Annotated in this window: 18 protein-coding genes and 1 riboswitch; of the genes, 5 read left to right on the forward strand and 13 right to left on the reverse strand. The window is 36.7% G+C overall.

Translation table 11 applies throughout. The features are described 5' to 3' along the window. Positions 1 to 25: 25 nt before the first annotated feature. The 4 genes from JF53_RS04530 to JF53_RS04545 all read right to left on the reverse strand — a co-directional run bounded on the left by JF53_RS04530 (position 26) and on the right by JF53_RS04545 (position 3,003). Positions 26 to 709 (reverse strand): TasA family protein, encoded by a 684-nt coding sequence (locus JF53_RS04530; RefSeq protein WP_047980846.1) that lies wholly within the window; start codon positions 707 to 709, stop codon positions 26 to 28. 38 nt (positions 710 to 747) lie between these two features. Next, positions 748 to 1,335 carry a signal peptidase I SipW gene (gene sipW, locus JF53_RS04535; protein WP_047980847.1) on the reverse strand — a complete coding sequence of 196 codons (588 nt, stop codon included), beginning with the start codon at positions 1,333 to 1,335 and terminating at the stop codon, positions 748 to 750. After that, positions 1,332 to 2,174, reverse strand: coding sequence for an amyloid fiber anchoring/assembly protein TapA (gene tapA, locus JF53_RS04540; RefSeq protein ID WP_047980848.1), 843 nt, complete (start codon positions 2,172 to 2,174; stop codon positions 1,332 to 1,334). The genes sipW and tapA overlap by 4 nt, the downstream gene beginning before the upstream one ends. A gap of 124 nt (positions 2,175 to 2,298) precedes the next feature. Next, a complete protein-coding gene (locus JF53_RS04545) occupies positions 2,299 to 3,003 on the reverse strand; it encodes a TasA family protein (protein ID WP_047980849.1) in 705 nt (234 codons plus the stop codon). Between the two features lie 439 nt (positions 3,004 to 3,442). Here JF53_RS04545 and JF53_RS04550 point away from each other — a divergent pair, with 439 nt between their 5' ends. The 3 genes from JF53_RS04550 to JF53_RS04560 all read left to right on the forward strand — a co-directional run bounded on the left by JF53_RS04550 (position 3,443) and on the right by JF53_RS04560 (position 7,270). Beyond that, complete coding sequence (locus JF53_RS04550; RefSeq protein WP_047980850.1) at positions 3,443 to 4,057, forward strand: class D sortase; 615 nt, start codon at positions 3,443 to 3,445, stop codon at positions 4,055 to 4,057. 93 nt (positions 4,058 to 4,150) lie between these two features. Beyond that, positions 4,151 to 5,095 (forward strand): LCP family glycopolymer transferase, encoded by a 945-nt coding sequence (locus JF53_RS04555; RefSeq protein WP_047980851.1) that lies wholly within the window; start codon positions 4,151 to 4,153, stop codon positions 5,093 to 5,095. Positions 5,096 to 5,251: 156 nt separating this feature from the next. After that, complete coding sequence (locus JF53_RS04560) at positions 5,252 to 7,270, forward strand: penicillin-binding transpeptidase domain-containing protein (protein ID WP_047980852.1); 2,019 nt, start codon at positions 5,252 to 5,254, stop codon at positions 7,268 to 7,270. 154 nt (positions 7,271 to 7,424) lie between these two features. On the opposite strand, the gene JF53_RS04565 is transcribed toward JF53_RS04560, so the two are convergent. Both JF53_RS04565 and JF53_RS04570 read right to left on the reverse strand, forming a co-directional pair. After that, complete coding sequence (locus JF53_RS04565) at positions 7,425 to 7,859, reverse strand: IDEAL domain-containing protein (RefSeq protein WP_047980853.1); 435 nt, start codon at positions 7,857 to 7,859, stop codon at positions 7,425 to 7,427. 151 nt (positions 7,860 to 8,010) lie between these two features. Continuing rightward, a complete protein-coding gene (locus JF53_RS04570) occupies positions 8,011 to 8,448 on the reverse strand; it encodes an IDEAL domain-containing protein (protein WP_047980854.1) in 438 nt (145 codons plus the stop codon). Positions 8,449 to 8,895: 447 nt separating this feature from the next. Between JF53_RS04570 and JF53_RS17945 the strand changes: the two genes are divergently transcribed. Next, positions 8,896 to 9,018, forward strand: a complete 123-nt coding sequence (locus JF53_RS17945; RefSeq protein ID WP_269083296.1) for a hypothetical protein — start codon at positions 8,896 to 8,898, stop codon at positions 9,016 to 9,018. Next, positions 8,996 to 9,898, forward strand: coding sequence for a C39 family peptidase (locus JF53_RS04575; RefSeq protein WP_053071880.1), 903 nt, complete (start codon positions 8,996 to 8,998; stop codon positions 9,896 to 9,898). Before JF53_RS17945 ends, JF53_RS04575 begins: the two co-directional genes overlap by 23 nt. Before the next feature lie 166 nt (positions 9,899 to 10,064). Here the strand turns inward: JF53_RS04575 and JF53_RS04580 are convergent, their stop codons facing one another. The 7 genes from JF53_RS04580 to JF53_RS04610 form a co-directional block, all read right to left on the reverse strand. Next, positions 10,065 to 10,247, reverse strand: a complete 183-nt coding sequence (locus tag JF53_RS04580) for a cold-shock protein (RefSeq protein WP_047980855.1) — start codon at positions 10,245 to 10,247, stop codon at positions 10,065 to 10,067. Positions 10,248 to 10,333: 86 nt separating this feature from the next. Further along, positions 10,334 to 11,065 carry a Cof-type HAD-IIB family hydrolase gene (locus JF53_RS04585; RefSeq protein WP_047980856.1) on the reverse strand — a complete coding sequence of 244 codons (732 nt, stop codon included), beginning with the start codon at positions 11,063 to 11,065 and terminating at the stop codon, positions 10,334 to 10,336. An 18-nt stretch (positions 11,066 to 11,083) separates the two neighbouring features. After that, positions 11,084 to 12,265 (reverse strand): MDR family MFS transporter, encoded by a 1,182-nt coding sequence (locus JF53_RS04590; RefSeq protein ID WP_047980857.1) that lies wholly within the window; start codon positions 12,263 to 12,265, stop codon positions 11,084 to 11,086. 149 nt (positions 12,266 to 12,414) lie between these two features. Further along, complete coding sequence (locus JF53_RS04595) at positions 12,415 to 13,014, reverse strand: pyroglutamyl-peptidase I (protein ID WP_047980858.1); 600 nt, start codon at positions 13,012 to 13,014, stop codon at positions 12,415 to 12,417. Positions 13,015 to 13,053: 39 nt separating this feature from the next. Further along, entirely contained in the window at positions 13,054 to 14,256 is a 1,203-nt protein-coding gene (locus JF53_RS04600; RefSeq protein WP_236686905.1) for a CynX/NimT family MFS transporter, read from the reverse strand. Positions 14,257 to 14,574: 318 nt separating this feature from the next. Next, a complete protein-coding gene (locus JF53_RS04605) occupies positions 14,575 to 15,210 on the reverse strand; it encodes a helix-turn-helix transcriptional regulator (RefSeq protein ID WP_053071881.1) in 636 nt (211 codons plus the stop codon). Positions 15,211 to 15,353: 143 nt separating this feature from the next. Then, positions 15,354 to 15,440: riboswitch (cyclic di-GMP riboswitch) on the reverse strand. A gap of 230 nt (positions 15,441 to 15,670) precedes the next feature. Next, positions 15,671 to 15,985: an STAS domain-containing protein gene (locus JF53_RS04610; protein WP_047980859.1), complete on the reverse strand. Its 315-nt coding sequence runs from the start codon at positions 15,983 to 15,985 to the stop codon at positions 15,671 to 15,673. Between the last annotated feature and the right edge of the window lie 18 nt (positions 15,986 to 16,003).

The raw sequence follows: 16,003 nt of genomic DNA on the forward strand, positions 1-16,003 counted from the left end.
AGAATCTAAACCCCTTTAGACTAGTTTAGGTAAAATGCTTTTTCTGTTTAAGTTTCTTTATCGCATTAATCGTTGCAAGTAAAACCGTTATACCAAGAATAATACTTCCTATAAGTAAAAAATTGAACATATTCGTTGCGGTGCTTGGTAATAAAGATCCTGTATTAGTTGGATCATCTTCACCACTTCCAACAGAACCATCTATACTATCTTCATCTTGAACATCTGTATCTCGTGTTCCCTCGGCAGTGTATATAAAGGAAAATTGCGAATTCAATCCTTGAAAATCATTCCCTAAATATTCTGGAAATCGAACAATTATATTTAACACTTCTTCCTTACCTGCCGCTAATTCTTTCATTTCAAGTGTATCAAATTCCGAAAGTTTTCCATTATACAATTTCCCATCGGCATTGTGAATTTCTAACAAGAACTCATTGAACAGCTTTTCATCACCATCATTTCTTAAGCTCATGTAATAATTGAAATCCTTTTTACCATCATTTTTAATTGTTATACTTCTTTCTATCCAATCTCCAGGCTTCAACTCATCAACTTGAAATAATACGTCGCTTGGGGAAAGGCTGATGTCAATTTCTGCTTTATTATCAGAATTAACATCTGATTCCTCCGAAAATATAACAATTGGCTGTTCCAACACGAGGAAACCAATTATAATTATAGAGCAAACAACCATAAACCGTTTCAATTCGACGCCCCCTTATTAGGCAAGGTTCCTAACTTCAATTATGAAGTAGCACTTTTATCTTGTATTGTATTCAACTTTTCCTTTTCACTTCTATCTATTTCTCTAATCGCTTGAAAAATTACATATCCAGCATACCCGAGCAATATAATTCCTGGTATCAATAAAAGAAACGCTCCATTTTGCGATTTGGCAATGTTAACGATATATCCTAGAAATGGAATGCTAAACCCAGAATATTGTGCAACAATATTTTCAGCGAGCACTAAATTACGATCAGGTGATTGATTGTTATCACCTTTCGTTTGATACATAACCCGCTCTCCATTAGAAACAACATCAACCACTCGATGCGTAATTAGCTTCCCATCTTCCTCCAGAAATGTAATAACATCACCCTTATTGAATCTCTCCGAATCCCCAACTGGCTTAACGACAATTACAGATCCCGTATCAAACTCTGGTTCCATCGATCCTGACAGAACTGTCTTAAACTGAAATCCAAACATTTCTGGTTCTCCGCCAGATACTTTTGAAGTAACCACCACTACTGCCATAAAAATGATTGCTACCAACATGATGTAGGTAATGCCATTCCCTATCCACTTTTTATACTTGCTCCTCTTCATGGATTAACACCTTCCTTAGTTTCATCTGTGGAAGCTTGCTCACTTTGATTATTAATTACTTGGTTATTACTGTTAGTCCCTTCATCAGTTGCTTCCAAATTATCTTCTTCCGTCTTCACTTCCGGGTTTTCCTGTACTTCATTAGTAGGTTCCTCTTGTTTAGCTTCCTCTGCCATATTATCCTCAACCGTTGAATCTTCAACTGTTTGTTCATCAATGGTTTTATTCCCCTCAACGCTCACATCATTTTGCTTATCGCTATCTGAATCTTCAACTTGATCTTCATCTAATTCTTTCTCAGCATTCTGGTTACCAGAACATTGTACTTTTATTTTATGACTCCAAATCTGGCTTACATCTTCATAATTATTGTTGAACCCGATACGTTGATATGCTTTAAATTGGTACCAGCCTTCCTTCTCAGCTTTAAAAACTAAATCAGTAGATTCCCCTGATTGTAATGGTGCTATTTTACCCTCTGCTATTTTTTGCCCAAATTTTTCAGGATTCCCTTCCTGTTCCGAATAGTAAATTTCATATTTTGTTGATGATGTCATAGTTTCTTTATTATTTTTTATGGTGACAGATAAATCGACCTGTGGACAACTATGTATTACCTCAGTATTTTTTCTTACAAACGCAAGCTCACTTTTATCATACCAATCACTAGCGGTAGCAATGGTTGTACTTACTTGACTATCCTGGCTATAATAAGCAACTGTAGTTGATGTTAATAGTGATATAGAAACTAATAAAGCATAAATTGCTACTGTAAATTGAGTGAACATAATGTATCCCTTATATTTTTTCCTATATTTAGCTATACGAGACTGTCTCATTCCCATCCCCCTCATACCTAGCTCTTTATTTATTATCAGGATTATTCAATCCAATAACTTAATAATCCTGATAATAAATAAAGAGGTGGAAAGGTGAGCTGCCCTCACCTTTCCGATAATTCAATTACTTTTCTTCTCCGTCAGTTTGGAATCCTTCAAATGTCCAATTTAATTCAAGATTTAAATCTTGAAGATTATTTTGTGCTTCTCCTGTATCGTTAAAACGGAATTGAACATCAAAGTCATGCGAATCACCAGCCAGAATTCCAGTAACCTCTTCTGGTACATCTTCAAATACCGGATCTACAGTAACCCACTTACCAAAGATTGGCCAAATAATCCATTGCCAATATTCATATCCTTCTTCAACCATAATTTCCTCAATATTCACTTTAGTAGCCAAATCTTCTGGTGTTAAATCACGTAAATCTTTTAAAGAAACCTCAAATAATACTTCATACGGCTCATCACCAGTTGTATTTTTTAGGAATTGAACATATAACTGCTCAGCATATTCATCAGCCAATTCATTACTAACTGCATTTCCGTCACCATCAGTAACCGTATAGTCTGTTGTTAGATCAACATACTTAATATCAAGAGAACCATTATTTTGCAGTTCAAATGATCTTGGCATCCAATCACCAGGTTTTAAATTATTCATTGGAACTTGAACTACTGGATCCACAGCTAAATCAATTGTTCCAGACGTAAATGTATTCGATTGCTCTGCTGTATCACTAAAATATGCGAATGTCCCTCCTACTATTAATGAAATGCCTACTACCGCTGCCGCGATACCCATGCCTAATCTCTTTTTAATACTCATTCTCTTTTCCTCCCTAGTTTTTTTATATTTTGAACCTATGTAGGTCAAAAACTAATTTATGTGTTCTTCTTTAAGAACATCAAGCGTCATCAGGAATAGTAAAATAGTTTCATATAAAACGCATTGATTAGTTCTTTTTAACGAACACATATTGAAGTATAGATTATTGTATACGGCTTTCAAAACGTCAAAAACAGCCAAAATTCTTTATTATGAACGCTATTGCTTTGGTTTTCCCTGTTTTTCTTTATTTTACTTAAAATTTCATTATTAAGAACAATTATGTTCTTTTTATGAACCAACCAAATAAGGAAGTAAAGGAAAAAACGGAAATGATAATTTGTAAAAAAATCACCCATTATAGTAATTAAACATTTTCTTTACCAATAGATTTATCTATATTACTATGTAATAAATCAACCATTAAGGAGAATGACCAATGAAAAAATTAATCATTCTATTATTAATCATTGGATTCATTTTTTTAGGAATTGGTGGTTATCAACTCCTAAAAACACACCTAGAACAAAACAAAAGTTTAGTTGAAGCTCGCGCATTATTGGATAACGAAAATCCAACAACGAAAGTTAATTTCGATACCTCTCCGCAAAATCCATTAGTATCCATGGATTTCAATCCCGCTACCGGAGAAACCATCGGAATCCTATATATCCCAAAACTCGGTGAAGAGCTTCCCATCATCGAAGGGACAGATGCTGACGAGCTTGCCAAAGGAGTTGGACATTACAAAGGAACTGCCTTTCCAACACAGCATGATCAAATTGTCCTATCCGGACATCGTGATACTGTTTTTCGCCGAATGGGAGAATTAGAGCTTGGAGATATTCTTACTGTTAAGCTTCCCTATGGTTCGTTTTCCTATGAAATTGTACATACAAAGGTTGTAGATGCAGATGACCGCACCGTGATTGTTCCGACTGCTCCAAATGAAGTATTAACCGTCACTACCTGCTATCCATTTAACTATATCGGTGACGCACCAGAGCGTTATATAATTACTGCCATGCCAATATCAACAGATAATGCATATTAATCTGAGGAAGTATTAGACTAAATGGTATAGATTCGATATAATAATTTCCAATAGTTAACAATTTTTTCAATTTCTAATTGAGGAGAAATTAAATTGGCAGAAACCAGAGCAGATTTCAAGAAAAAGAAAAAGCGAAAATGGCCATATTGGGTTGGTGGAATTCTCATCGCTATTCTTCTCATTGGAGGAGGATATGCATGGTATGTTTGGGATAAGATCCATGATACCGTGGATGACATGCATGAACCATTAGCTCGAGATGATGACCCAGAACGTAAACAGGAATTAGATAATATTTTCAATAAGAAAAAATCATTAAATGTATTATTATTAGGCGTAGATGAACGAACGGGAGACCGTGGACGATCTGATACGATGATACTGATGTCACTAAATCCGAAAACAAACTCGATGACGATGCTTAGCATCCCTCGTGATACGTATGTAAATATTCCTGGCCATGGTATGGATAAAATTAATCACGCATATGCCTTTGGCGGTGTAGAATTATCGGTCCAAACTGTGGAAGAGGCATTCGATATACCCGTTCATTTCTATGGTAAAGTGAACATGGAAGGATTCAAACAAGGGGTAGATGCAATCGGCGGGGTCACCATTACAAATGACAGGGAATTTACACAAGATGGCATTACCTTTGGAGTTGGCGAGCTTCACTTACAAGGTAATGAAGCATTATCCTATATTCGCATGCGAAAAAATGATCCTAGAGGCGACATGGGACGTAACGAACGGCAGCGCCAAGTCATAACTGCTGCCATAAATGAAGCAGCTAGTTTCTCCAGTATCACCAAGGTTGGCGATATTTTAGGGATACTAGGTAATAACGTTAATACAGATTTAAATATGAAAAATATCCAAAATCTTTTCTCGAACTATTTAGGAACTAGAGCCAATGTAAAGACACTTGAAATTTCAGGTAGCGGACAAACTATCGGTGGTATTTGGTACTATATTGTCCCTGACTCTGAATTCACACGGCTATCGACTGAAATGAAAAATCACATGGAAGCAAAGTAAGCACTAGTGCAAAGCACCATAGCACTGCTTCGCACTAAGAATCGTTAACCAACTAGAAGGTCACCTGATCCACTCAGCGTGACTTTTTTTAATTTTTATAAAATATAATTGATGTTATAATGATACATATAGAAAATTCTTATCAGGGGGATGAAAATGAAGCGCCTTTTACTACTAGTAACAAGCATTTTGCTCATCTTGATTGCAGGTTGTTCAGAGGATGAAATAACACCACATGAACGTTTCGATACATATATCGATTTATGGAGTGAACAGGATTTCACTCAAATGTATGAGATTCTTACACCTGAATCTAAAGAAACATACGCAACCGATCAATATATTGACCGCTATAACAAAATATATGAGGATCTACAAATTAGTAACATTGACATTACCTATACTAAATTATCTGAGGAACAATTAGAGAAGGCTTTAAAAGAAGGAACAGCAACATTACCATTTTCGATTACGATGGAGTCACTTGCTGGACCAATTTCATTTGATTACGAAGCAACTCTTGTCCAACAAGGAGAGGAAGAAGAAAAGGATTGGTTCCTTACTTGGGATCCAGGCTTTATTTTTCCGGAAATTAAAGATGGCGGCGAAATTCGTATTACCACAACTGAACCAACTCGTGGTGAAATACTAGACCGAAATCAATTACCGTTAGCACTTAATGGAGAAGTGCTTGATATCGGGATTGTTCCTGGTAAGCTTGGTGACAATCCGGATGCAAGTATTGAGAAAATCGCCTCACTGTTAAATTTGTCCGTTGATACGATTAATAATTACCTAAATGCAAGCTGGGTGCAGCCTGACTATTTTGTGCCATTGAACAGACAAGTACCTGAATCTAATGAAGAACTTCTAAATCAATTATGGGAAATTGGTGGTGTTATGGGTCAAACTGGATTAGGTCGAGTATATCCATTAGGAGAATCTGCCGCACATTTAGTTGGTTATGTCGGAAACGTAACGGCAGAACAACTAGAGGAATTAGACCCTAGCCGTTATTCAGCCAATGACATAATTGGAAAAGCAGGTCTTGAGCGTTTATATGAAGACCGCTTAAAAGGTGAAAAAGGTGCCAAAATTTACGTTTTAAAAGAAGACGAAACAGAAATTGTCTTAGCCGAAAAAGAAGTGCAGAACGGGGAAAATATTCAAACAACAATTGATAGTACAGTGCAAGAAGAAATATATCATTCTCTTGATGGTGCCCCTGGAACAGCTGCTGCTATTCACCCTAAGACTGGGGAAACTTTAGCATTAGTAAGTAGCCCATCATTTGATCCAATGAAAATGGTTTATGGAATTTCACAAACAGAATGGGATGAATTACAAAACGATCCTAATCAACCAATGTTTAACCGTTTTGCTGCAACCTATGCTCCTGGCTCCGTCATTAAGCCGATAACTACTGTCATCGGACTTCAAAATGGCACAATTAAACCAGAAGAAAAAATTGAAATTGACGGGAAAACATGGAGTAATGGAGAGGGATGGGGAAATTATGCTGTTACCCGTGTTACCGAAGCAAGTCCAGTTAATCTATTAACCGCATTAACCCTTTCTGACAATATTTATTTTGCCATGAAAGGTGTGGAAATGGGTGGAGATGCTTTAGCGACTGGATTAGAACAATTCGGTTTTGGAGAAGAATTACCAATTGATTTGTCCATCACAACATCGAGCATTTCTACAACTGGTGCATTAGAGGATGAAGTATTAACTGCCAATACAGCCTATGGACAAGGTGAAATTGAAACAAGTGTCCTCCATATGGCAAGTATGTTTACGACGTTTTTAAATGATGGTGCAATGATAAAACCGACCATCCTAAAATCCGACGAAACCGGCCCGTACTGGAAGGAAAACCTTGCAACAACTGAGGAAGTAAGCATCATCCAAGAGGCATTACGAAATGTTGTATTAGAAGGAACGGCAGGCTATGCCAAAAACGCCCCCTTCCCTATTTCTGGAAAAACAGGAACAGCTGAGTTAAAACTTACATTAGATGAAAAAGATGGAGTGGAAAATGGCTGGTTCGTAGGCTACCCTACTGATGACCAGGATATCCTCATCGCCATGATGATGGAAGGTGTCCAAGATATTGGGGCAAGCGGCTTAGTAGTCGAAAAAGTGACCAATATACTAGAAGCAGTCAAGTAGTTCTTATTAACTCAATAAAATGATAATGAGGCTGAGACATAAGTAAAATGAGTTAGATGAAAGGCGAACAAAGCACTGATTCCCGGAGCGGGTATCGTGCACCCACGTTCGAACTTCATCTAACCGTAAATGCTTTTATCTCATCCTCATTTTTTTACAACATCGCCAGCAAATCATAAAACGCTTCTTCATTACGCTCATCCAACGCCCTATCAATTAAACGCTTAACATTCAGATGCTCCAACTCATCGATAATCACATCTATATTGTCATTAATATTCTCAGTTCTTTTCATATCTAAATGCGGCTTCGTAATAAAATACAATTTAATCAAAAAATCCGGTAAGTTGATTAGCTCATTCATTGTTAAATAAAATAATTTATTATCCTTTTTAAAAGCAAATGTCGCATCCAGATTTTCGATTTTCTTTGTACGTCGATTAATTACAAATTCCTTTGCCTTCACCGGTACAAATTGATATATTTCATTCTCGATTGAGATAGTAAAATACTCCTGTTCCAACAGAACATGAATATGGTCTAGTTCTGTTTTAATACAATAGGGCTTTAATAATTTTACCGTTACCATTGATTCTCCCCCTCAATCTACTTTTCGCACAAAAAAGTTGTTAGCAGTGAATTACCCTGAATTATTCTCACTAAAACATTCTGAACGAAAAATGAATCAAAAGGAGCATGCCTAGGACCTTTTTTAGGTCGTAAAGCATGCTCCTTTTGATTCATAATAATTTCACTAGTTCACGAAATGTTTCCTCATCATGTTCATCTAATGCTTGATCAATCAATCGCTTTATATTTAATTTCTCAAGTTCTTCCATGATTTGATGTGTATTTTCCGTTTGAAAACTAACCTCTTCCATACCGTCATAATAAGCTTTGGCAATGTTGTGTAACTGTGTCATGAAATCAGGAAGTGAAATTAATTCCGTCATGGTCATATAAACAATATCCTTGCCTTTTTGAAAAGCAAAACGGGTTCCGATGTTCTCTACTTTTCGTGTTCTGCGGTTGATGCGGATTTCCTTGCCTTCTATCGGAATAAATTGGTAAACGCTATCATTTATTAGCACTGAAAAATACTGATACGCCAAAATGATACGTACATAATCATCATCAGCCTTAATGTAATACGGCTTTAGCATCCTAACAGATATCACCCAGTCCACCTCCATCGGTTGGTAAACTCTTAATTTTCAGTTAATTAATTTTACATTAACTACTTGCAAAAAACAAGTGCTAAATTATGTCAAATTTTACGTTTATACATACTATCCCATTTTTCTTAAGCATCTCTGACTCTTAAACTAGTAAACTATTTCCAATAATCGTAAAACTACGTTACAATTAATCTAAGCACTTTTTGTCAGTTTTAATAGAAAAATGTCGCGTCTACGGACAAGAAATTACTACTAATTTCGAATAAATAATAATGTACTAGTTTTTATATAGTCATAGCCGGGTATTCATAAAAAAACACGCGACATAAAAGAAAGGATTTTGACGATGCAAGATTACTATATATTAGTTGTTCTTCCCTCATCTAAAATTCATCAAAGTCAAACAAACCTGCTCCACTCCCATGTAACCAAGGTAGGTAACTGCCCATGAAGCAATTAATGATTGGATTAGTTGGAATCACAATGGTCGTATCTGGATGTGCGCAGATAACTGTAACCGAGTCTAGAGAAGAAGAACAAATTGCCAATGAAAAAGCGAAAAAAAAATGAAGCCACTAAAATTGAAGTCAGCTATCATGATTTAGATGACGAACCACTAATGATTGATGCTGTGCTTGCTGAACGTGATAAACAGGAGCGAGAATTACGCTTAGAAGCAGAGCGAAAGGCGAAAGAAGAGGAAGAACGTAAATTAGCTGAAGCAAAGGCGCAAGAAGAAGCTCGAAAAAAGGCTGAGGCAGAGGCTTTGGCAAAAGCTGAAGCAGAACGAAAAGCAGAAGAAGCCGCAAAACAAGAACTAACAACATTAGCAGCTGAGGAACAAACAAGTAATGTATACATAAACGTACCTACCATCATGCAACAGCCAGAGCTACCAAATGGATGTGAAATCACCTCGCTCACTGCTGTCTTAAACTATTATGGCCAGCAAGTATCGAAAACAACGATGGCGGATGTTTATTTACCGAAGGAACCTTTTACCTATAAGGAAAATAAACGATATGGACCAAATCCTTATGAAGCATATGCTGGCAATCCTAGATCATCCTCTGGGGGTTGGTTTAGCTACGCACCACCAATAGTCCAAGCTGCACAAGGATATGCTGCAAATGCAGGGGCAAATTTAACGGCAACAAATCTAAGTGGAAGCTCCAAGGAAACACTATTAGCGAAGCTTGATCAAGGTATTCCAGTTGTCATCTGGATCACACTCGATTTAAGCAGTCCAAAAGTGAATTCATCCTGGTATTTCAGTGATACCGGTGAATATTTTGCAGCACCAGTCAATCTTCATGCGGTTGTCTTAAATGGCTATCAAGGCAATAAAGTCCATGTTATGAATCCGTTAAAAGGACAAGTAACCTACAATATGGATGCGTTTTTTAATAGCTACCGCGCACTAGGTAGCCACGCAATGATCGTACAATAACAAATTAGATTTTAGCACTTTTATATTATTTATATGTAGGGGCATTCTCAAGTAGAGTGCTCTTTTCCATACATACTCTTATGTATTTTATGCAAAAAAATAATCCTAGTTCTCAAAAAAAACTAGGATGGGTTGAAGCTGTTACGCTTCTGTTTATCATTCAGTTTTATTTTACTTCTGGCAAAACGCGTACCTCTTGTGTCATTGAGGCAGTGCATAATGGGCATTCCGGCTCTTTTTCGAAACTAAATGACTCTCGCATCCAGCCATTACAGTCCTCACTTGAACATACCCATATTGTTGTTTCAACTTCCGGGACTGGCTCTTTAGGTCCTCTTGAAAAAGACATGACAGCATCCCCTTTCAGCGTTGTACTTTTATTATACTCTTTTTTGGTACACAAAGAAAGGGACCTTCGATTTAGGTACAAACTGTCTATAACACAAAATGTTCAATCGCTTTGACAACCCCGTGATTTTCATGAGAATCGGTCACATGGTTTGCCACTTTCTTGATTGCTTCTTGTGCATTTCCCATTGCCACTCCAACACCAGCTTCTTGAATCATCTTGATATCATTAAGACTATCCCCAACAGCCATAACATTATCCATCGTAATTCCTAACTCATCACAAACACGATGTAATGCCGATGCTTTACTAACACCCTTTGGATTAATTTCAATATTTGTAGGAAGAGAATTGGTAATTTCTAAATCAGCAAAGTAGGAAAGCTCCTTTACTAATTCATCCAGCTTATCGGTATCCTCCGAATCACAGCCAAATTTCAACCACTTATAATCATAAAAACTTTCTGGTCGCTCTCCTTGCAGGAAGCCCTCAGTTGAAATCATCCACATATGCACGCCAAGCGAATCACCTAGGTGCCAGATTTTCTCAACAATTTCTGTATCGAGCAAATGCTGCTCCAGTAACTCTTTTTTCATTGTCCAAATTTCGCCACCATTACAAGTGACCAGATAAGATGTCAAGTTCAGTTCCTCTGCATATGGATAACAGGTAGCAAGTGATCTGCCTGTACTAAGAACAACCTGTACTCCTTTTTCAAGTGCACCATGAATCGCTTCTTTTGTACGATCTGTAACTTCTAGTTCCTTCGTTAATAATGTACCATCCATATCTAATGCAATTAACTTAATCTCAGACATCGAAAAACTCCTTTTTTATTATTTTTCAGTGGCTTGTTCTACTTGAATTCCTTTGTCGTATAGCTTCGTAGTAAAAAACGGAATTACTAACAATGCTAATAATAAGTAGAATAGTAGTTGAATATCAAATAAATCGACCACTAAACCTCCAACCAATGGACCTATCATTCTACCAGCAGCTGCAACACTATTGATAAATCCTTGATAGAACCCAGCACGACCATGTGGTGCTAATTCATTAGCTAATGTCGGAATAGCTGGCCATACAAGCATTTCCGCTATTGTTAAGATAACCATCGCAGTTGCAAACATTGTAAAATCCTTTGCAAATGTTGCAATGACAAACGAAACAATAAATATCCCTAACCCGACATAGATCTGATGCTTCATTGCCGTAATCTTATTCGTAACCAGTTTCAACAGTGGCTGCCCTAAGACAATTAAAAAGCCATTGATAGCCCAAAGCGAACTATACTGCTCTAATGGCACACCAATTATTTGTGTATAGGAAGCAATTGTTGATTGCCACTGACTATAAGCGACCCACACAACAAAAAATCCAATACTTAAACTAATCAACGCGATAAAAGCTGGTTTGTCTTCAATTTTACCACTTTGTTCAATGACAGTTGTATGCATACGTCGATCTTTTTCAGCATCCATCCCCCGAAAGGCAACTAAAACAATTAGGAAAAAGACAACAAACAGTGCTGCATTGGAGATAAAAATATAATCAAAGGAGACACTTGCAACTAATCCACCAATCATAGCCCCTAACGCAACCCCTAAATTTTGGGCAACATAAATCGCATTAAAGGCACGTCTTCCACCCTCTGGCCAAACAGAACCTGCCATTGCAAACATTACTGGTCCAGTAATTCCTGAACCAAAGCCAATGACAATAAGCATGAGTGAATACGGTAAAATAGCATGATTAAAGGAAAGGAAAATAGCAGCACTCATCGATAAAAAAGTTCCAAACAGTATCGTTTTATATGCACTAAATTTATCAAATAAAATACCGCCGATTAGATTCCCAACAATATTTGCACCTTGATTAAACATTAATATAAACCCAGCAAATGCTAATGTCTTCCCTAATTCATTATGCATGTAAATCGTGTTCAGTGGCCATAAAAAAGAACCACCGGTAATATTTATCGTAGTAGCTATTACTAATAGCCAGATATATTTCGGCATCTATAATCATCTCGCATTCTAGTTTTCGTCAACCAGCTAATTTTAATACAAACACTAGCTTTAAGCAATGGAGATTATTCATTATTTATCGATGCCCTCTTACAAATATTCTAGCATGTTTAATTTAAACGATTCCCACTCTATAACGGTTACGCTAAACAACCAATTGCTACTGAAATTGCTGCTTCTAAATCACGCTGCGACCAGCTAGGCATAGGCTTTTCCACTGCTAATTCATGTGATGCAGGAATATGGATAAACCCAGCAGGACGATCTATATTTTTTTCCTTCCAGTAATGCAAGCCATGGTACATCACATTATTACATAAATACGCCCCAGCTGTATTAGATATTTTTGCAGGGTATCCTTCTTTTTGAAGCTTCTCTACCATGTCATAGATTGGTAGCTTCGTAAAATATGCATCTGGTCCTTCCTCAAAGATTTTTTCACCATTTGGCTTATGCCCATTGTTATCCACCGGACCATCATTACAGTTAATGGCTACTCGTTCTGGCGTAATACAATTCCTTCCCCCAGCAAGCCCTAAAGAAACAACCGCATCAGGGTTATACTGTTCCATTAAGGCTACCAGTTGCTTACCAGATTGGTGAAAGTCTACCGATAACACTTCTCCAATGACTTCATAGTCGCCAATGACTTTACCTTGTAACGCTTTAATTATTTCTGTCGTTGGATTAATTGGAAACGCTAAGAATGGTTCGAATCCTGTTAGTAATAATTTTTTCATGTTAGCACCTCACATACTTCTTATTATAATAAACCCCAATTAGACATACTTATCACGTCCAGCACCAAATCCAAAAACAGCTACTAAAATTGCAATCCCAATTAATATATATAAAGGAACCGTCCAAGCATGTGTCACATCAAATAAAAACCCGATAAACATCGGACCAATGGCGGCTAGCAAATAACCTAATGCCTGTGCCATGCCCGATAACTCTGCAGCTTGCTTTGCATCTCTTGCACGCATTCCTAAAAAGGATAACGCTAATGCAAATGTTCCACTAAGTGATAAGCCAATCAAAATAATACTTATCACCATCGTAGCAAAGGTAGTCCCTAGTAGCAATCCAGCATATCCTATTACAGATAAAACACCAAGTATCATCACGATCAAACGTTGCGATGCAAACTTACTCGCAATAACTGGTACTAAAAAGCTAGCAGGTAGCCCAATAAACTGGACAAACGATAGCATCCAGCCTGCTGTCTCTAAACTCATACCAGTGTCATGTAAAATTTCAGGTAACCAGGCAACTGTTACATAAAATAAAAATGACTGTAGTCCCATATAAGCAGCCACCTGCCAGGCAAGTGGTGATCGCCAAACTCCATTTCCCGATTCGCCAATAAAATTCGTATGCTGTGTAGCATGCGAATTGTTTTTCCGGGCTAAATAGAACCAAATAATAATCCCGATCACAACAGGAATCGCCCATATTAATAAGGCAAATTGCCAGCCTAAATCCAGGCCAGAAGCTAGTGGAATACTAACCCCAGAAGCAATTCCAGCAAAAACACCCATTGCCGTCGAATAGACACTTGTCATCAAGCCAACCTTTAATGGAAACTTATCCTTTACTACACCAGGCAATAATACATTACAGATTGCAATCCCAATCCCAATTAATAATGTTCCTACAAATAATAATATAATGGCTGAAATCGAGCGTACTGCAAACCCAATTAGCAAAAGGCACAGCCCCCAAAGAATGGCACGCTCATTCGAATACCGATTACCAATTCTTGCAACGATCGGTGACATTATGGCAAAAGCAATTAGTGGTAGACTCGTTAATAAGCCTGCACTCCAGTTTGATAAGCCAATATCATCTCGAATCGTACTAACAAGTGGTCCTATTGAAGTAATTGCTGGTCGCAAATTAAAAGCAACCAAAATAATTCCTGCAATAAGCAAAAATTTATAAAACTGACTTTCTTTTGTACGTGATTGTTCCACTTTCAATGCTGTATCTCCTTCCACGTTATATCTAAGTTCACTATAGCACACAGAAAAGTTTGAGGGAAAAGTAATGAAACGTCCATTAACCATCCCCGCCCCTTTTGTTTTTTTGCAATAATCAGTTTTGTTTTACGGTAATCTGGTTTTGCTTATCGCTCCATTAAATAACATCCTTATTCTTACCTCAATATCCTTTCGTATCCACAAGATACTATTACATCTATCCACTATTTATTTCCCCGGAAATAGTCAACAATTGTCGACTATTTTCGCGCACATAAATGAAAAAATGATGAACATTTCGTCCATCATTTTCGTTAATTATAATGTGATCCAGTTGTTTTTTACCGCAACGATCACTGCATTCGTACGATCAGATACGTGTAATTTTTTAAGAATCGAGCTGACATGATTATTGACAGTTCTAGTAGAAATAAATAATTGCTTGGCAATACTATCGTTATTACGACCTTTACCTAATTCTTCAAGGACCTTCCATTCTTGATCAGTTAATACACCCATTGGTCGAACAGCTTGTTTCCGGGTAAGCTTCACATAGTCATCTAATAAAATTGTTGAAAGCTTGGGATGTATATATTGCTGATCATTTAACATCGACTTAGTTGCAAATACCAACTCACTAAGTTCCATTCCATTATAAAAATACCCATGAAGACCAAATCGGAATAGTTCACGTAATAAATGATTATCTAAATCTGTTGCCCACACAGCAACACGGATATTTCGCTGTAAAAACCTCTCAATTGTATCTGTAATGTTTATTTTTGCATTTAAATCAATAATAATTAATTCGCTTTGCACGGTTGATTGATCAAGTTTGTTAAATTCTACGGAATCAAAAGCTCTCCACGTATGCTCAGGAAGCTTCTCTTCTAATTTCTCTATTATGATATTACGAACTAAGTCTTTTTCTTTAATTATTGTAATCTCACTCATAGCATCTTCTCCCATCTAAAATATATCTTTTTCCCTAGTACTAATGGTAGAATTGTAAATTTAGTGCCAAATGAATAATTTCCAATAATAAAAGCTATCCTAAATTAGAATAGCCAAAGAAAAGATGTATAGATACCATCCATTTTGGCAACTAGGCTATCATAGTCATATATGACCTTAGACCCTCAGCTTTGCGTCCTATCTTTTCAGATAGTTTGCCTTTTTCACTTGATGTGCACCGAAGTACAAAAGTAATAGTAACGAAATTAACACGAAAAAGCAATACTTTTGTCATATATTTTTAAAACAACATAATTGGATAAAAGGATTTATAGTATAATTTTCCTAGTTTACTCATCCGTTTTTTCTCTATCTATTGCATGAATCCACCAGTATTTTCCTTTTACTAGTTATTGTACAAAAAAAATCCTCATCTTGCAAGGATTTTTTTCTTCTTATCTTATTGATTAAAGACTTCTTGACCTAAGATGTCTGGTAATTGTAGTAGCTCGAACACTTCTAATACATCAGGTGCAACATCCGTTATCGTAATGGTTGTATCATTTTCCTTTAACGTATTCACCAAATTTATTAGTAGGCCCATTCCTGATGAATCAACAAATGGAACTTGTTCCATGCTTACTTGAACTACTTTATGTTCTAATAATTTCGGTAGTAGCTCATCATTCATTATTTCGGTACCTTCTATATCCAAATCGCCTTGTAACGTTACTTTTACAGCTGACGATACATCTTCTACTGTATATTTCAGCATGAAAATTCTCCTATTCTA

Origin of the sequence: Ornithinibacillus contaminans, from assembly GCF_001038425.2 — a bacterium.
Taxonomy (GTDB): domain Bacteria; phylum Bacillota; class Bacilli; order Bacillales; family Amphibacillaceae; genus Ornithinibacillus; species Ornithinibacillus contaminans.